Source organism: Pseudoalteromonas sp. P1-7a (assembly GCF_001401855.1).
GTDB lineage: Bacteria > Pseudomonadota > Gammaproteobacteria > Enterobacterales > Alteromonadaceae > Pseudoalteromonas.
This window is the reverse complement of record NZ_LKDU01000016.1, coordinates 1-18,959: the sequence shown is the minus strand read 5'-3', so window position 1 is coordinate 18,959 and position 18,959 is coordinate 1. Positions and strand designations below refer to the sequence as shown.

Genomic DNA, 18,959 nt, shown 5'->3' with positions numbered 1-18,959 from the left:
TGAAAAGTTAACCTCCCCTGAAACGAAAAAAAGCCCTACCTAGGTAGGGCTTTGTGAACACAATGATTAATCTATTTAATATTAGTTACTGCGAACAGATACGAATTCTGGGTAAGCATCAACACCACAATCGTGTTGGTCCATACCGCTTAACTCTTCTTCTTCTGTTACGCGAATGCCCATAGTTTGCTTTAAAATAGTCCAGACAATGAATGAAGCTACGAAAACAAAAGCTAAAATCGTTACTAAGCCAATAAGCTGAGTTACAAAGTTTGCATCGCCGTTAGATACAGGTACAAGCATAATACCTAGGGCACCACATACACCGTGTACTGAGATTGCACCTACCGGGTCATCAATCTTCGCTTTATCAAGAGCTACAATACTAAACACAACCAGAGAACCACCTAAAATGCCTAGTAAACATGCCATAAGTGGTGATGGTGAAAGTGGGTCTGCAGTAATAACAACCAAGCCTGCTAATGCGCCGTTTAGTACCATAGTTAAATCAGCTTTACCCCATAACACTTTACATACAAATAAGGCAGCAATTGCACCCATTGCCGCAGCGGCATTGGTGTTAAGTAAAATTTGACCTACCGCTGTTGCATTTTCTTTGTCTGAAAGAAGTAATTGCGAACCACCGTTAAAGCCAAACCAACCCATCCATAAAATAAACGTACCTAATGTAGCAAGGGGTAAGTTAGAGCCAGGAATTGGGTAAATTTCACCGTTTTTACCGTATTTACCTTTACGAGCGCCAAGTAAAATTACACCTGCTAACGCAGCTGCAGCACCCGCACCGTGAACAATAGCAGAGCCTGCAAAGTCAACAAAGCCCATTTCTGATAAGAAGCCACCGCCCCATGTCCAGTAACCTTCCATTGGGTAAATAAAGCCAGTTAAAATCACTGTAAATGCTAAGAAAGCAAATAACTTCATACGTTCAGCCACGGCACCCGATACAATCGACATAGCCGTTGCAACAAATACTACTTGGAAGAAAAAGTCAGACTCTAAAGAGTGGTCAGCATCGGCCGCTTGCGTGCCAATTAATGCACCAATTGAAGGAATTATGCCGCCTTCAGCGTTGTCTACATACATAATGTTGTAGCCAACTAATAAAAACATGGTACATGCGATAGAGTACAGCGCCACATTTTTAGTTAAAATTTCAGTGGTATTTTTAGAACGAACTAAACCCGCTTCTAACATGGCAAAACCTGCTGCCATCCACATTACTAATATACCCGACACCAGAAAATAAAAGGTGTCGAGAGAAAATTTGAGTTCTACAATTGTGTTTTCCATTAATCAGCCCCCTTAAATTGCTTCTTCATCAAGTTCGCCCGTACGAATACGTACGATTTGATCTAAGTCGTACACGAAAATCTTACCGTCACCAATTTTGCCCGTTGAGGCAATTTTAGTAATTGCTTCAACTACGCGTTGGCAGTTTTCGGTACGAGTCGCAATTTCAAGTTTGATTTTAGGAATAAAATCTACCTGATACTCTGCTCCACGATACAGCTCTGTGTGGCCTCGTTGACGTCCAAAACCTTTAACATCAACTACGGTCATCCCTTCAATACCTAAATCAGCGAGCGCTTCGCGCACATCATCTAATTTAAATGGTTTTATGATTGCACTAATCATTTTCATAGTGGCCCCCTCGGACGCTTTATTGTTATCCTGTTGGCTTATATAATCCAACCTTTGTGCCACTATTAAAATCTATTTTATATCAACCAGATAAGAGCAAACCAAAAGCTTAAAACAAAAAAAACGCACCATATAGGTGCGCTTTTTTAACAACTTAGCTACATTGGTGCACTACAAATAACTAACACGTGTAAGCTTGTTATTAGTGTTATTTTTATAGTTAAACAACACAATTCCTACCATTATTTTTAGCTTGGTAAAGTGCAGCGTCAGCGACACGCATAGCTTGTGTTAAATCAGTGTTTTGAAAATCAGCAACACCAATACTGATGGTGATAGAAAACGGTTTTTCATCGATTAAAAACTCATGTTTAGCGAGTTTTTTTCTAAAGCCTTCTAAGTACTCTCGCCCACGCGCCGTGTCTATATCATCTAATATAATGGCAAACTCTTCGCCGCCCACCCGCGCAACGGTAAACTTAGAAAACGTAGTTTTAATTAACGTGGCTACCTGCTTTAGTGCCTGATCGCCCGCTTCGTGGCCTAAGGTGTCATTAATATTTTTAAAAAAATCTATATCGAGTAATGCAAGCGTATTTTGCTGTTGTTTTTTTAATAGTTGCTCTGCATATTGGTAAAAATAACGGCGGTTATACATACCCGTTAAATAGTCTCTGTAAGCACTTTCTTTAATATCCGCAATCAGTGACAACTGCTCCATTGTTTGCATAACACGACAATGAAACTCTTCATTCATAAATGGCTTTGTCAAAAAGTCGTTGGCACCGTATTTAATAAACCGAGCCGATAACCCATGTTTACCTGCCCCCGAAAGCCCGATAATGGCCAAATCATCACGCCCTCTAAAATTACGCACCGCTTTAACCAGTTCAAAGCCATCCATTAATGGCATCGCATAATCGGTCATGAGCAATTTTATATTAGGGTTACTTTTTATTATTTCGAGTGCTTGCTGACCATCTTGCGCATCGGTTACATCAAATAATTGCTTTTCTAGCATTTGCTTCATTAAGGAGCGGCTTAGCATTGAATCATCAGCAACCAACGCCTTACAGCCTTGATTTCTCAGAAGCTGAGCTACTAACTTGATAGCGTAATGGTATGAATCACGGTTGTCTTTTATTACATAATCAATAACACCAAGCTCTAGCATTTGTTGGCGCTTATATTCATCAATTTTTGAGGTAAGTACCACAGTAGGAATGGCGTGTGAAAGTGTGAATTTAGCGACCTCGCCATTAGGTGCATCGGGCAAAGTTAAATCAACTAAAGCCAGCGAGTATTTATGTTTCTCAATATAGTCTTGGCATTCATTTAATGACCAGGCAAAATCGACAGCGACATCTAAATATTGAGCCGATAAGTGGCGTAGCACCTGCTGCACTACTTTACTGTCTTCAACCACTAATACTCTTTGCATAAACTTCTCTTTAATCTTGTTATTTTACGTACTTAAACTTGCACTAAAGCGACAAGTTATGAAAAACATCCAATAAAGTTCTGTTTATGTAGCCAGTAAGTAGGCTAAGTCCATTAATCTAAGCGCAAGGCTTGTATTTAATTTAAATACAAAGTCGACCAAATATACTTGATTTTTTAGCTAAGCTAAACACGCTAGGATAAATTAACCCTAAATAAACAAACACGCCGTGTATAAGTTTAGACTTAACCAGTATTATCGACCATTAATCTCAATACTTTTGTTATTTGTGTGTTTTTTATTTTAAATAGCATCTAAACAAAAATAAGGAACGACAATGAAGCTTGTCCAATTAACTCGTTACACCTTAGCGCTTGCCATCGTATTGCTTAGCAGTACTGCAACAGCAGAAAATCAACGAAAGATAGACATTGATAGCCACGTAGTCACTAAGCATAAAGCAAAAATTAATGGTGAACGCTTTAGCTACACCGTTAAAACAGGCACTCAGCCGGTGTGGAATGATAATGGCGATACCATTGCCACATTACAATATACCTATTACACACGAGATAAAGTCGATAACACCGCAGCTCGCCCATTACTGATATCGTTTAATGGCGGTCCTGGCTCTGCATCTGTATGGATGCACTTAGCCTATACTGGCCCACGCGTATTAAAAATTGATGACGAAGGCTACCCCATTCAGCCTTATGGCGTAAAAGATAACCCCTACTCTGTGTTAGATGTAGCAGATATTGTTTATGTAAATCCGGTAAATACAGGTTATTCACGCGTAGTAGAAAACGCTAAAGGTGAAATGCTTTCGAAAGAGCAACAAAAAGAGCACTTTTTTGGTGTGAATGCCGACATAAAATACTTAGCTGAATGGCTAAATACCTTTGTTAACCGAAACGAGCGCTGGCGCTCACCTAAGTTTTTAATTGGAGAAAGCTACGGCACTACTCGTGTATCAGGCCTTGCCCATGAACTACAAAACAGTCAATGGATGTACATTAATGGGGTGGTATTAGTATCGCCGACCGATATTGGTATAAAACGCGACGGCCCTATAAAAGCGGCTAATCGCTTACCTTATTTTGCTGCAACGGCGTGGTATCACAAAGCACTTAAAAAAGATTTACAAAAAAAAGAGCTCTATGAACTTTTACCCGAAGTTGAGCAGTTTACTATTAATGAGCTTATTCCTGCCCTCGCTAAAGGTGGCTTTATCGATGCCGATAAAAAACGCCAAATAATAAAGAAAATGGCCGAATATGCTGGTCTTTCAGAGCAGTTTGTAGCGCAAAACAACTTAGATATTCCCACTCGATTTTTTTGGAAAGAACTTTTACGTGAGCGCGGACAAACTGTCGGGCGTCTAGATTCGCGCTATTTAGGTATTGATAAACGCGATGCTGGCGAATCACCTGATTACTGGGCTGAGCTTACCTCTTGGCTGCACTCATTTACGCCTGCAATTAACTATTACCTGCGTGAAGAGCTCAACTATAAAACGGATGTAAAATACAACTTATTTGGCAATGTTCACCCATGGGATCGCAGTAAAAATAATACCGGCGAAAACTTACGTTTAGCGATGGCGCAAAACCCGTATTTAAACGTCATGATTCAAGCGGGTTACTACGATGGCGCAACAAATTACTTTGATGCTAAATACACGTTATGGCAGCTTGACCCAAGTGGAAAAATGAAAGACAGGTTAAGCTTTAAAGGGTACCGCAGCGGCCATATGATGTACCTACGACATGAAGATCTTAAGCTTTCTAATAACGACTTACGCGATTTCATTTTAAGCTCCCTACCCGCTAAAGGGCAGGCCGCTAAATACTAATTAAAAGCGTCATTACATGAGGCATTAAGAAGATGCCTCATGTTTATTACAGTACACTTTTAACTGTGTAACCACTTCATTAAACCCTGTTTGTAATGCAAATAATAACGCTTCATCGACCTTATTTTGAGCGGCTAAGCTTTCTATCTGCTGGCAAATGTCACTTAACTTTAACGCTGCAACCGATTTAGCAGATGACTTTAAACCATGCGCCTGAAAAGATAAATCGGCGTAATTTAAACTATGTGTATACGCTTCAATTAATTTAACTTGCTCATAAGCGGTTTGTAAAAACGCCTGAAAGACTAAACAATGTACATGCGTATCTTTTCCTAACATCGAAAACAATAAAGGCATATCTAATTGACTGTACATAGAGCTTGCTTGCGCTGTGATTTGAAGCGGCTGTGTATGCGAGGGAACAACGCCTTGCGAGTGTTTCATCAACAGTGCTTTTAGGCTCTCAAGCTCTATCGGTTTAGTTAAAAAACCGTTCATCCCAGCGCTGTAACAATCTTGAATGTTTTTTTCCATTATATTGGCTGTAACAGCAATAATTATTAGCTCATTGAACTGTGTGTTTTTTCGGATTTTTTTAGCCAATTCAAGGCCATTTAGCAACGGCATTTGAATATCGGTAAGTAGCATATCGAAGGACTTATCTTGGAGCATTTGCCAGGCCTGTTCGCCATTATTTGCAAACGTTGAATTAACACCAAGCATGGTCAGTTGCTGCTTTAAAACCTGCTGATTAGTCAGTTGATCTTCTGCCACCAGCACATTTAATACTGGGAGTTTACCTGTGGCTGAGTTTGCGGGCTCACTGCTGGGATGATTTATCGGCTCATCAGCTTGTATAGTGGTTAAAGCGCTTTCTTTAAAACCATTAAAGCTAATGGTAAAACACGCGCCTTTATTTATTTGGCTATTTACTTGTAGCTGCCCTTGCATACGCTCTACAAGCTCTTTAGTAATAACTAAACCTATGCCCGTACCATGCGTTTTACTGGTCTCTGCCCCTAGCCTATCAAAGGGTTTAAAAAGCCTTAAAATATCATCTTCTGAAAAACCGCACCCTGTATCTTCAATATCAATATTACAGCGGCTGGAATCAGCAACCTCGCAGCGTATATCTATTTTACCTCGCACTTTGTTATATTTTATTGCGTTGGAAAGTAAATTAAGCAGTACCTGTTTAAAACGGCGCTTATCTACATATAAGTAAATACCTTCAAGGGAGTCAATATTGTGAGTATCTATAGTAACAAGCTCAACTCTGGCAAGTTCGCTCACCATTTCAATACTATGCTGTAGCATGTCTTTCACGGGGGCATATTCAAAATTAAACTGCATATTCCCCGACTCAATAGAAGTTAAATCTAGCACGTCGTTTATTAGTAAAAGTAAATGCTCCCCAGCTTGGTAAATACTTTGCGCATTGTCTTTGTGTACCTCGGTTGCTTTACTGTCATATTGATAAAGCTGCGCTAACCCTAAAATCGCATTTAACGGCGTTCTAAGCTCATGGCTCATACTCGCCATAAAGTCAGACTTAGCCTTACTGGCCGACTCGGCTTGAATTCTCAGTGCGTTTACTTTTTGATGATTAGTAGCAACCTCACCGGCCATTTTATTAAATGCATTTATGACGCTGCCAATCTCATTTTTTTGCTGAACGCTAACGTGGCAGTCAAAGTTCCCTTTAGCCAGTTTAGAAAAGGCGACTTCGAGCGCCCGTAAAGGGCTGGTAATTCTATAATCGACCAACCAAGCTAAGCCAATAAAAAACACCACAAGTATAAAAAACTGAATATAAATTAACGTGTAATGTAGCTTAGCCGCTTCGTTTATTTTGTCTTCAAAATTAACGACTAACGTTATTTCAGCCAAAGGTTTATCTAAAAAAGTAATGTGCTCATTTAACGTAACATTGCCCTGCTGCGCTAACAGCTGCCACTCATCTAAAGGATATAACTGATTACCTGTAGTCGGCTCTACTACTCTAATTGCTTTCCAATTAGGGTTTGTATTAAGTTGCGCGTCTATTTGCTCATAAAGCTGTGCGTATTGGCGAGTTAATAAAGGGGTTTTTATTGATGTAGATAGTTGCTGTAAAGAGCGCTGCGCTGCGCTAGAAAGGCCATTGTTTACCCACCTAGCTTGCTCTGGCAAAGCGTAAAATATAAATAAGCAAACCAATAACAAGCCAAATGCCATAACGGCTATAAAGCTTTGACATCGTAAGCTACGCCACCAGTTAATTTTCAACATAAAACGAGCGTAAGCCCCATTGCGTTAATTGTTTATAATCGTCAATGCTTGCCTTACTTGGGTTAATTATTGGGATCCCCGCTAATAAGTGTTTTTGATTAGGGTTACTGCCTATTTCTATAATAGCTTGTTGAACTTGCGCTTGTACTTGAGGGCTTACATTAGGGTGAGCCACTATGGGGTGGCGATTAACCTTGCGCGTTTTGTAAATAACTTTTAGTTTTTTTTGTAGATTTTGAGGCTGCTGCATTAATGTGCCCATCACCCCACCGCCTGCAGGTGTTGCATTAAGGGCCACATTTAAATAAACAGATGAGTGGGTTTGTACATACACAGGTTTTATTGTTAAACCATACAACAAAGCAAGCTCAGCACGCATCAATAAAGAAGCGCCCAATGCATTAGGTGCAGGAAAAGCAATTTCAGCGCCTTCAAGCTGCTTAACGGATTCAATATTACTGTTTTTATTGACTACTAATACCCCTTGCAAATGCCGCGCAGCATCTTTCACTATAGGTAAATAACCTTGCTTGTCGAAGGCAATAACACTGTGCCATGGGTTCATATAAGCAAAATCGTAATCGCCTTGTGCAAAACCTTGCTCAAAAACCGGAATTGACTCCACTGTTACAAGCTTTAACTGCACGCCCGTTTTTTCGGTTACTTTATTAAGAAAAGGCTGCCATATTGCAGTCAATTTTTGAGGCTCATATTGCGGAACTACACCAAAAGTGAAGGTTTGAGCATAGACCCCCATACTATTGAATAAAAAAAGCAAAACAACACTACACTTCATATTAGTCTTACCGTTGTAGGTTTATGACTATAAGCATAGTTAACGAGTGCCTAACACACCATTTTTATTACGTAGAAATTAGGAGGTTATTTAATTAAGGGAGTTTAAAAAAGGTAACAAAAATAGTTAATGCAGGTGTTAATGCTGCAACACCTGCTACAAGGTATTATTGCCAATAAGGCTCTATATCAAAAGACGCTAAACGGCTTTGCTCCATAGCACTGACTAAGTAATCCGACTTCTGATCTAGCCACTGTTGAATTTTAGCCAATTGCTCATCTTCTTGCCCGCCGCAAAGCTGTTTTAAATATTCCAGCGTGCTGAGCTCATACATACCATGAGAAATATCTAACCACGGTAGCCGAAATTCTAAACGCGCTTCTTTGTCAAACAGTGCGCCTAAGCAATTACCGCTTAATAAACTGTTTTCTAATTGCGGGCGTAAACTTAAATAGTCTTTTACCGTAAGCGTTTGCTCCTTAGGGAGTAACTTATCTAAATTTTGCCAATCTTTATTAAATAAGCGTTTAGCAATTTTAGCCACAGGCAGCTCTGCTGCCTTAAGCTCGGTTTGGCCCCAAAATTTACGCCATTGCTTGTCTACTAACCAAGTAGTAAGCAACAGCAGTAACCGATTATAACGCGCACTTTGAAGCAAAGCATTAATATCATCAATACTCGGTTGAAGCTCTTTTAAATCGTTAATAACTTGCGCTAATGCTGGCGCTGCATTTATCTTTTTATAAAATGCGTGGCGCTTAGATGTATACGTTTTTAACTGAATAGCATTTTCAACCCAGGCTAATTCACTTAACAACCACTTGAGCTCTGTTCTTAACTGTTCAGTACTCTCTTTACTTACAATATCGTCGAACAACCAAAAATTGTGTCTAATTAAACTAATGCCGTCAGTCACGCGTTTGAGGGTTTTTAAACTGGGCTTGTCAAAGTAACACTGCTCATGCTTTTGCACAAAGCGAATACCAAAGTTCATGGCTTCAATCAGCGCTTGCTCTTGGGTTGCTTGTTTTTTTAATTTTACAAACCCTATCGACTTACTCGGCTTAAGCGGTGTTTCATCGGCTAGACGATAGCCTCTAGCTGCTTTTGAATAAAGACCTAAGCGGATACAATTTTGACTAACAAGTTTATCTGCCAAAGCAAATAGCTCGTCTCTATTACCCTCAACAAGCTCTATTTCAAGCTCGCTAATAATATCAACCTTACCCGATGCAGCTATTTCGCCCTTATCGAGCACGACTTCGATTTTTGCACCGTTGGGGGTTTCTATTAACCATGTACGACGAATAAAGTTAGTACTAAAAATAGGATATAAATTATCGCTAATAGCATTAACTTGCATACCATGAGGCCAAATAGCATTATTAAAAGCTAATAAATCAGGGCGACTTGATTCAATCGGCAAGTTATATTCAGGGCGTTGGTGAAGTCCGCCCACAACTTCGCCAGCAAGTTTAATGGTTTGTTCGCATTTACCGTCGGCACAGCGCGTTCTAAAACCTATATCCAGGGCTCTTAGCTCTCTACTTGGAGTATCGTAATAGGCATTTTGCAAACTACGTGAAGGTTTATTAATAACCGTTTTAGCAAATTGTGTGATTAGCGAGGGGATCAGTGGAACAACGGCATCTGATACCAAAAACTTCAGTTCTATCTCAGTATCCATTAGGGTTGAGGATTACCTTTAAAATAAATAAGTGCTCAAAATAAACAAAGCCACCTCATTTTGCAAATTTTTTAACCTTTTTGACTGAGCTATGCCATTATCGGGTTACAATATCAACCTTGCTATTAACGCGTTTAATCCATACTATCTCACTACTTATGTGAAAATCTTACTCACAACCACAACGGACACGGATAGACTAACAAGGTAGATAAATGCTAAAACACTGTTTACTAGGGCTACTTTTAACAGCCACCTCGTTTATAAGCCAAGCTCAAGAAGCTCAAACAGCCAACTCATCAGATGCAAACACAGCTTATATAATCGACAATCTATATACCTTTATGCGCTCTGGTGCAGGTAAAAACTACCGCTTACTTGGCTCTGTAGATGCGGGCACTAAATTATCCGTGCTATCAAAAGAAGAAAACGGCTTTATAAAAATCAAAGACGATAAAGACCGTGAAGGTTGGGTTGAATCTAAATTTATATCGAAAACTCCGGGGCTTCACCAGCAGTATCAAACGCTCAGTAGTGAAATGAGCAGTGTTCAAAATAAATTGCGCCAAGCACAAGTTGAGCTCCCGCAGTTACAAAAGCACAATCAAAGCTTAACCAATCAAAACAAACTACTTAACCAACAAATTACTGAGCTGCAAACAACGCTTGAGCAAGAACGTGCGCAAAAACAAGCAGCCACAGCAAAAGAAAAACGTCAGCTATTAACTTATGGCGGCGCTATTGCCTTTATAGGTTTATTTTTAGGTATTATTCTTACCGTTGTACTTTCACGCCGTAAGCGCTACGAAGGGTGGGCATAATTAACCTACACTTTTATTAGCTTATTTTGAGCTAACCACTAAAAAAAGCACCCTTAGGTGCTTTTTTAATGTGTGTGTAGGCTATTGCAAAAAGCATATGGATTTTAAATATCCAAACGTAAACCAGGGTCTTGCTTGATTTTTTCTATGACCATATAAGTATGGTGAGTCCCTACCCCCGGAATGTCGACCAAATCTCCTAGCACTTGTCGGTACTCATCCATATCTGAGACCCTAATTTTTAGCAGGTAATCGTACCCGCCCGCTACCATATCGCACTCGACAACTTGCTCAATTTTAAGTATGTGCTCTTTAAACACTTTAAATACAGCCGTGTTAGATGCCACCAGCGATACTTGCACATGCGCCACTAAGCTCTGGTTCAGCTTTTGTTCGCTAAGCTTTGCAAAATACCCTTCTATATAGCCTTCTTGCTCTAACCGCTTAACACGGTCAAGGCATGGACTAGGACTTAAATTAACCTGTTTTGCTAGGTTAACATTAGAAATTCTGCCGTTCTTTTGAAGAACGTCTAATATTGCTAAATCGATACGATCAAGCAGGCGTAATCTATTTGGACTTGTCATACAGAATTTTATACGGATAAGTTGAAAATATGCCCTGTAAATTATCGTAAATCGCGAAATTTAACCAGCATATTCTGCTGAAATTTAATTAGAATGCACGCATTACATCACTGGTAATTTATTAGTAGCAAGTTTGCTTTAGCCTAGCGGCACAAGCGCATAATTTTGTTCTACTGTTTACATATTAACATTCCTGAGGGTTGCTTATGTTATTCAATGGCGATTTGACAACAACCTGTCCTACAAGACAGAAAATTCGTGATTTTTACCGCATTGACGAAAATGCCGTTATTGATCATATTTTACCACTTGCAGAAGTAGGTGTTAAAGCACGTAGCCGTGCGTGGGAAAGAGCTCGCCAGATTGTTTTAAACATTCGAAAAGACCAAGACGGTCAAAGCGGTGTAGACGCACTTTTAAATGAATTCTCACTCTCTAGTGAGGAAGGTGTAGTGTTAATGTGTTTGGCCGAAGCCCTACTTCGCGTACCAGACAAAGCCACGCAAGATACGTTAATTCGTGACAAGCTTGCTAAAGGTGATTGGAGTTCTCATTTAGGAAGCAGCGATTCTTTATTCGTTAATGCTTCTTCATGGGGATTATTAGTAACCGGTAAAATGGTTAACTACACAGATAAAACCAAAGAACAGCAATTTGGCATGCTTAAAAAGACCATAGGTCGTTTAGGCGAGCCTGTTATTCGCAAATCTGTAAACTTTGCCATGAAAATTATGGGTAAGCAGTTCGTTATGGGTCGCACCATTGATGAGGCCATTGAACGCGCTGCCGAAAAAGAGCAAAAAGGCTACGTTTACTCATATGACATGCTAGGCGAAGGCGCGCGCACAATGAAAGATGCCAAGCGTTACTTCGACAGCTACATGAACGCAATCCATGCCATTGGTAAAGCAGCAAATGGCCGTGGCCCAGTTAAAAGCCCAGGTATTTCCGTTAAACTTTCTGCTATTCATCCACGTTATGAGTTCACGCATAAAGAGCGCGTGATGGCCGAAATTGTGCCTAAACTTAAAGAGCTGGCGCTTGCAGCTAAACAATACGATATTGGCTTTACGGTTGATGCAGAAGAAGCTGACCGCTTAGATATTTCGTTAGATGTTATTGAAGCGGTATTTAGCGATGAAGATTTAGGTAACTGGCAAGGTTTTGGCTTGGCCGTACAAGCGTATCAAAAGCGCGCTATTTTTGTTATTGAATGGGTAACTGAGCTTGCTACTCGCGTAGGCCGTAAAATGATGGTGCGCCTAGTTAAAGGTGCCTACTGGGATACCGAAATCAAAACCACTCAGCAAGATGGTTTAGAGCACTACCCTGTATTTACACGTAAAGCAACGACCGATGTATCTTACAAAGCCTGTGCTATTAGAATGCTCGAAGCGCGTGATGTGCTTTACCCACAATTTGCAACACACAACGCTTACACTGCAGCCACTATTTTAGAAGTTGCTAAAGGCGATAACACCGGTTTTGAATTCCAACGTTTACACGGTATGGGCGAATCTTTATTTGACCAAATCGTAAATGAGGAAAAAATTCAATGTCGTGTGTATGCTCCAGTAGGCCAACACGAAGACTTACTTGCCTACCTAGTTCGTCGTTTACTTGAAAATGGCGCTAACTCGTCGTTTGTAAATGCCATTGTAGATACGACTAAGCCTGTTGAGTCGTTACTTCCAGACCCTGTAGAAACATTGCAAGGTTTACGCAATAAGTACAATACGCAAATTAAAATGCCAATTGACTTATACGGCGATGAACGCGCTAATTCAAAAGGCATGGACTTAACAGACATTAATGCCATTACCCCGTTCAAAGAAAATCTTGAAAGCTGGTTTAATGAGCACTTAATTGATCAAAGCCAAGTACCACAAGGCGCATTAGCGGTTAAAAACCCAGCAAATCATAACGAAATCATCGGCCACGTTAAACTGCAATCTAGCGATGAGATGAAAGATATTTTAGCCAATGCTGAAGCGGCATTTGAGTCATGGTCGCAAACATCTGTAAAAGAGCGTGCTAATTTACTACGTCGTGTAGCGGATATTTTAGAGCGCCACCACGATGAACTTGTGGCTATATGTATTAAAGAAGCCGGTAAAATTGCACAAGATGGTATCGATGAAGTACGTGAAGCTGTTGATTTTTGTCGCTACTACGCTGCCCGCGCAGAAGAACTAGCTAGCGATGAACGTTTTGAAGCCCGCGGTGTAATTTTATGTATCAGCCCATGGAACTTCCCGCTTGCTATTTTCTTAGGCCAAGTAGCTGCAGCAATCGTTACGGGTAATACAGTTATTGCAAAACCTGCAGAGCAAACAAGCTTAATTGCACTTCGTGCTATTGAATTAATGCTTTCGGTTGGCTTACCAGAGCATGTAGTGCAGCCAGTAATCGCCCGCGGTTCTGAAGTGGGTAAAACAATTGTACCTGATGAGCGTATACAAGCTGTTATGTTTACTGGTTCTACAGAAACCGGCACACTTATTTCACAAACTCTCGCTGCGCGTAACGATATTCAAGTACCGTTAATAGCAGAAACCGGCGGCCAAAACTGTATGATTGTTGATTCAACAGCGCTGCCAGAGCAAGTTGTGGATGATGTAATAAGCTCAGGTTTCCAAAGTGCTGGTCAACGCTGTTCAGCACTGCGTGTATTATTTATACAAGAAGATGTAGCTGATGGCATTATTGAAATGCTTAAAGGTGCGCTGGCAGAGCTGCATGTTGGGGACCCGTCAATGCTTTCTACCGATGTAGGCCCGGTAATTGATGAAAAAGCCCTTAAAACGCTAAATGAGCATGTTGAATACTTAAAAGGTAATGCAACACTTCATTACGAGTGTAAGATCCCTGACAACACGCAAAACGGTGCCTACTTTTTTGCGCCTCGTTTGTACGAAATCGAAGATTTATCAGTACTTAAGCGTGAAGTATTTGGTCCATGTGTACACATTATTCGCTTTAAAGCGAATGATATCGACAACGTAATTGACCAAATAAATAACACAGGTTACGGCCTAACAATGGGTGTTCACTCTCGTATAGAAGAGCGTTGTGAGTACCTAGCTAAAATGTCGCGTGCGGGTAACGTATACGTAAACCGTAATATGATTGGTGCCATTGTAGGTGTGCAACCGTTTGGTGGCCGTGGTTTATCTGGTACTGGCCCTAAAGCCGGTGGTCCTAACTACCTGCAGCGTTTAGTAAAAGAGAAAGCATCACCTGATAACGTGCAAATGACTAACCTAACGCCAGATGAGCTTGATTTACACCATTACAGCGGTGCAAATGAGCAAGTTAAAAAGCTAATGGCTAACTCAATGCGCGATGAGAAAATTTGGCGTGCAACGCCGCTAAACGACCGTGTATCAGCTGTTCGTCAGTTACTTGCTAAAGTCGCAACGGTCGAAATCATTGATGATTTAGCGGATGATTTAGCGTTAACGCTTTCAGAAGCGCGTGCACAATTAAACCGCCTCGAAAAACACATGCGTAAGTTCACTACATTGCCTGGGCCGACTGGTGAGTCAAACACCTTGCATCTTGAAGCGCGTGGTTGTGTGGTGTGTTATGCAGATAAAAGCACGTCATTTAACTTTTGGGCGCTGTCAATTATTACAGCACTAGCTGCTGGTAATACAGTAATTACGGTAGCATCGGAGCTGTTTTATGATGAGGCGGTAGCTTTTAAAGACAAGTTTATTGCCACAGGCGTTGCAGAGGGCGTGTTCCAGGTTGCAAAACCTAACCAGCTTCAAGCTATTTTGGCTCACCCTCACTTAGCGGGTGCGGTGGTTGCTGCACGTTCGTCTCGTTTAGGTTACTTCAGCCAACAACTTGCACAGCGTAAAGGCGCTATTTTGCCAGTAATTACTTCAGAGTATTACGATACGTTAATTAAACGCTTAATTACCGAAAAAACGATCAGTATTGATACCACTGCCTCTGGCGGTAATACCTCACTGATGACCCTAGTAGAAGATGACGAATAACCATCTAATACTAATTAACTAAAAATGAAAAAAAAGGCACTTAAAAGTGCCTTTTTTTTTACGTTGCAACGTATAATGATGCTAATTTAAACAAAGACCCCTTATAGAAGTAAGAAAATTGAACGTTATCTCTATTTCGCAATTACAGCCTGGCATGTTTGTACAAAGTGTTACAAAGCAAACTGGGCGCATTAAAATTAAAAACCAAGGCTGGGTTAAAACTCAGGCGGGTATTGATAAGCTCAAAAAAGCGGGCATTTTAGAAATAGAGATAGATCCAGATAAAACATTAACGTCATCCGAGCCCGACACCCAAGCCCCAACGCCAACGCCTAAGGCTGATATTAAAAAACGCGATCCATGGCTTAAAGTTCACAGTAGCGAACAAGAAATGGGCAAAGCTAAAAAGCTCTACGACGAAGCTAAAACACTTCAACAAAAGGCCTTTGGCGATATAAAAGCGGGCAGAGATATAGACATAGCGCCTTTTAAGGAGCTTGCCAGTGGTTTTATGGATTCAATTTTTAGAAACCAAGATGCCCTAGCCTGCTTAACACAAATGCGCCAAAAAGATGCATACTTACTTGAGCATTCTATTAATGTATCTATATTAATGGGGATTTTTGCAAAGCACTTAGGCATAGAGCGCGATATTATTGTAGAGCTTACTACAGGTGCTTTGTTACATGACATAGGAAAAATTAAAACCCCTGACGAAGTGCTCAATAAACCGGGCCGCTTAAGTGATGACGAATTTAAAATTATGCAAAACCATGCTTTGCATTCAAAACAAATTTTGGAAGAAGCAGGATTAACAGGTATTGCTGTAGATATTGCCGGCCTACATCATGAGCGTTTAGATGGAAAAGGCTACCCGTTTGCCAAAAAAGGCGATGAGATAAGCCAATACGTACGCATGGCATCTATTGTAGATGTATATGATGCACTGACAGCAGAACGTGTCTATAAAGCAGGCATGGAGCCCATTAAAGCGTTTAAAATTTTAAAAGATGGCTGCCCCGATAGCTTTGATGGTGAACTACTCACTAAATTTATTCAATGTATTGGCATTCACCCGGTAGGTACCTTAGTTAAGCTTTCAAGCCAAAAAGTAGGCCTAGTAACCGAAAGCAACCCAACGACTCCTTTAAAACCTGTGGTAAAAACATTCTATAGCGCAAAGCATAGCCGCTATACCGAAGTACAAGATATTGACTTAGCCAATAAAAAAACAGCTGACGTACTCGAATCGACAGTTAAACCAGATGATTATAATATTGATTTAGAACGCTTTTATAAAAATTCGATTTTACCTTAAAAAACCGCGTTACGGCGGCTTTTTAATAGTTCAATATTACTGTGGCCAGTCTTGCAGAGCTTTTAAGCTAAATTCATAGCCATCAAAGTCTAGTACGCTTTGCTCTGGGGTAATTTCGCGCACTTTTAGCGCACCTATATTATCGCCTTCGTGTAACTCACGGCCGTTAAGCTTTATCCAACGCTTATCCGCACTTGAAGAATATATGTGTGCTTGATATTTAATGCTCGGCAACATAGCTTGCAAACCATCGGGTAATAGCTCAATAGGTTCAACTCGCGAGGAGCTGCGTGAAGCCTGCGTTACTTCGTAGTCCTGCTCCTGCTGCGAGTCTTTGATTGCTTGTGCAAAAGCGTCTTTTAATTTGCTCGGTACAGCATCAAGCTCCGGACTACTTTGCGGCACTTGCGTACTTGGGGTATTTTCACCATTCAATGGTTTTCCAAGCACTTTGTACTTGCTCATATCTAAACCTGCTGAGCTGGTATTTTGTGCTTGCGGCTGCATAAATTGTGTGTTTTGGCCAGGTGGATTATAGTTTTGCGTGTTAGGTAAGTGTGCATTGTAAGTCGGCTGATTAAACGCATTTTGACTATAGCCATTAGCATTTATAGGGGGTTGCACATTGTAACCTTGTTGCTTTGTCGGGTTATCATTAATAGGGATATACTGCCCTTGTGGGGTAAGCAACATTTTTTGTACACCTGTTGGTGTTTGCACATACACCCACTGCCCTTCTATAGTGGCTTTATTGCTATTTTTTTCAACCTCTGTAGAAGGTGACTTTACAGGATTTGCGGCTTCATTTTGCGCTGTAATTGGCTCATCTGTTGCAACTTGTTTTTGTTTTTTACTATCAGTACTAACAACATCAACCGGCTGGCTTGCTTTTAGTAGTGCACTGGTTTGAAACCACTTACCCGCCGTAAATCCACCCGCTATAGCAATAAATGCTGCAATTGCGCCGCCAAGTAGCCACACCATCTTTTTATAACGCGTGAGTGCTTGTTGCTGTTTTAACTGCGCTGCCTGCAAATCATATTGCTCGGCGCTCATATCTGCTTGTTGAGATTGCTTTAATGCATCTAATAAATAAGACATAAATTACCTAACTATATAATAAACGACATACCAACACCCACTGCAAATAAAACAGCAAATGCTAAGTAATAATAAACATGGCCTGTGGATTTAAGTTCATTACTCTGCGTAGCCACAAAGTCCATAGGCAGTGATTCTTGCGCTGATTGTTTAACAATATCACTATCAACAATAAGCTGCTGCTTAGAAAAAGCCCCAACTAACGCCCGCTCACACACTAAATTCATTAAACGTGGAATGCCGCCAGTTAACTGATGCACAGCTTGCATAGCATCGAGCGAGAACACGCCTTTATCACACCCCGCAATATGTAAACGGTGCTTTATATAGGCAACCGTTTGCCCTTGGGTGAGCGGCAATAAATGATACCGTGCTGTAATTCGCTGTGCTAATTGCCTAAGCTCTGTGCGTTTTAATAATGCCTGAAGCTCTGGTTGCCCCACTAAAACAATTTGTAACAGCTTTTTATGATCAGTTTCTATGTTAGTTAGCAGTCGTAACTGCTCAAGTACATCGGGAGCAAGAAGCTGCGCTTCATCAATAATTAAAATTGTATGCCCGCCCGCTTTATTATTAGCCTCTAGGTGCTGCTTAATAATGTCGGTTAAACTTTTAAGGGTGGCATTTTGAACATCGTAAGTAATGTTTAGCTCATCGCAAATACTGGCCAAAAGCTCAAGCTCCGACAACGCCGGATTGTGGATCATCGCAACTTGGGTATTCTCTGGTAGTTGCTCTAGCATACTGCGGGTAATGGTGGTTTTGCCTGTTCCCACTTCGCCGGTGAGCAATACAAACCCGCCATCTTCGCCTAAACCATAGGTTAAGTGGGCAAGTGCCTCTTTATGGCGTTCGCTTAAAAATAGATAATGGGGGTTGGGCGAGATCGAAAATGGCTTTTCGCTCAAGCCAAAGTAGCTTAAATACACCGCAATGTTCCTTCGTTTTTAAAACTCGGCCTATAATGGCAAAAAAAATGACAAAGTAACAACGTTGTATGTGCTTTATTATTGAAATATCGTAAATTTATGTAAAACAAAAAGCGTCGCTAAATTTAGCGACGCCTTTATATTAACGCCACGTGCTGGCTATTTCATATACTTAGGGGCTGATGACCTTTCGAGGTTGAATTTGCAGCAGCCTGTTTGGTATTTAGGCAAGGCGGAGCCTATGTAGTGTGGTTGTTCTCCATAAATAGGCGATAACGACGTATAAATGCTAAACAGGCGCTGCCCAAAGGGTTCTGCCTAAGGGCTATTTCCTCTTTGTTGCCTACATGGATGTAGGTAAGGGCGTGAGCAGGGCGCGGAAGCTTTACTCAGTTTTTACTTATTCTTACATGGATGTAAGTCATTAGAATAACGCAGGAGCAGTTATCGAGCCCACTAGGTTACAAACCTCGCGCCGCGA

General features: G+C 40.8%; 13 protein-coding genes. 4 read left to right on the top strand and 9 right to left on the bottom strand.

Annotated features, from left to right (window positions below):
- Positions 1-81: 81 nt before the first annotated feature.
- The 3 genes from AN389_RS11290 to AN389_RS11280 all read right to left on the bottom strand — a co-directional run bounded on the left by AN389_RS11290 (position 82) and on the right by AN389_RS11280 (position 3,103).
- Complete coding sequence (locus tag AN389_RS11290) at positions 82-1,311, bottom strand: ammonium transporter (RefSeq protein ID WP_055014953.1); 1,230 nt, start codon at positions 1,309-1,311, stop codon at positions 82-84.
- A 12-nt stretch (positions 1,312-1,323) separates the two neighbouring features.
- Positions 1,324-1,662, bottom strand: a complete 339-nt coding sequence (locus AN389_RS11285) for a P-II family nitrogen regulator (RefSeq protein WP_004587162.1) — start codon at positions 1,660-1,662, stop codon at positions 1,324-1,326.
- A gap of 220 nt (positions 1,663-1,882) precedes the next feature.
- Positions 1,883-3,103: a response regulator gene (locus AN389_RS11280; RefSeq protein ID WP_055019816.1), complete on the bottom strand. Its 1,221-nt coding sequence runs from the start codon at positions 3,101-3,103 to the stop codon at positions 1,883-1,885.
- A gap of 337 nt (positions 3,104-3,440) precedes the next feature.
- Here AN389_RS11280 and AN389_RS11275 point away from each other — a divergent pair, with 337 nt between their 5' ends.
- Positions 3,441-4,958, top strand: a complete 1,518-nt coding sequence (locus AN389_RS11275) for a S10 family peptidase (RefSeq protein WP_055019815.1) — start codon at positions 3,441-3,443, stop codon at positions 4,956-4,958.
- 24 nt (positions 4,959-4,982) lie between these two features.
- On the opposite strand, the gene AN389_RS11270 is transcribed toward AN389_RS11275, so the two are convergent.
- The 3 genes from AN389_RS11270 to AN389_RS11260 all read right to left on the bottom strand — a co-directional run bounded on the left by AN389_RS11270 (position 4,983) and on the right by AN389_RS11260 (position 9,712).
- A complete protein-coding gene (locus AN389_RS11270; RefSeq protein WP_055019814.1) occupies positions 4,983-7,229 on the bottom strand; it encodes an ATP-binding protein in 2,247 nt (748 codons plus the stop codon).
- The gene (locus tag AN389_RS11265) at positions 7,216-7,986 is read right to left on the bottom strand and encodes a phosphate/phosphite/phosphonate ABC transporter substrate-binding protein (protein WP_268795563.1); all 771 of its coding nucleotides are present in this window, start codon (positions 7,984-7,986) and stop codon (positions 7,216-7,218) included. The genes AN389_RS11270 and AN389_RS11265 overlap by 14 nt, the downstream gene beginning before the upstream one ends.
- A 205-nt stretch (positions 7,987-8,191) precedes the next feature.
- Positions 8,192-9,712 carry a CYTH and CHAD domain-containing protein gene (locus AN389_RS11260; protein WP_055019813.1) on the bottom strand — a complete coding sequence of 507 codons (1,521 nt, stop codon included), beginning with the start codon at positions 9,710-9,712 and terminating at the stop codon, positions 8,192-8,194.
- Positions 9,713-9,927: 215 nt separating this feature from the next.
- Here AN389_RS11260 and AN389_RS11255 point away from each other — a divergent pair, with 215 nt between their 5' ends.
- Positions 9,928-10,533 (top strand): TIGR04211 family SH3 domain-containing protein, encoded by a 606-nt coding sequence (locus tag AN389_RS11255; protein ID WP_055014947.1) that lies wholly within the window; start codon positions 9,928-9,930, stop codon positions 10,531-10,533.
- A gap of 104 nt (positions 10,534-10,637) precedes the next feature.
- On the opposite strand, the gene AN389_RS11250 is transcribed toward AN389_RS11255, so the two are convergent.
- Complete coding sequence (locus tag AN389_RS11250) at positions 10,638-11,120, bottom strand: winged helix-turn-helix transcriptional regulator (RefSeq protein ID WP_055014946.1); 483 nt, start codon at positions 11,118-11,120, stop codon at positions 10,638-10,640.
- 206 nt (positions 11,121-11,326) lie between these two features.
- Between AN389_RS11250 and putA the strand changes: the two genes are divergently transcribed.
- Entirely contained in the window at positions 11,327-15,130 is a 3,804-nt protein-coding gene (gene putA / locus AN389_RS11245) for a bifunctional proline dehydrogenase/L-glutamate gamma-semialdehyde dehydrogenase PutA (protein WP_055014945.1), read from the top strand.
- Between the two features lie 118 nt (positions 15,131-15,248).
- Positions 15,249-16,448 carry an HD-GYP domain-containing protein gene (locus AN389_RS11240; protein ID WP_082430554.1) on the top strand — a complete coding sequence of 400 codons (1,200 nt, stop codon included), beginning with the start codon at positions 15,249-15,251 and terminating at the stop codon, positions 16,446-16,448.
- 36 nt (positions 16,449-16,484) lie between these two features.
- Here AN389_RS11240 and AN389_RS11235 read toward each other — a convergent pair whose 3' ends face one another.
- Positions 16,485-17,549 (bottom strand): general secretion pathway protein GspB, encoded by a 1,065-nt coding sequence (locus tag AN389_RS11235; RefSeq protein WP_055017583.1) that lies wholly within the window; start codon positions 17,547-17,549, stop codon positions 16,485-16,487.
- An 11-nt stretch (positions 17,550-17,560) separates the two neighbouring features.
- Complete coding sequence (locus tag AN389_RS11230; RefSeq protein ID WP_055017584.1) at positions 17,561-18,478, bottom strand: ExeA family protein; 918 nt, start codon at positions 18,476-18,478, stop codon at positions 17,561-17,563.
- Positions 18,479-18,959 lie beyond the last annotated feature (481 nt).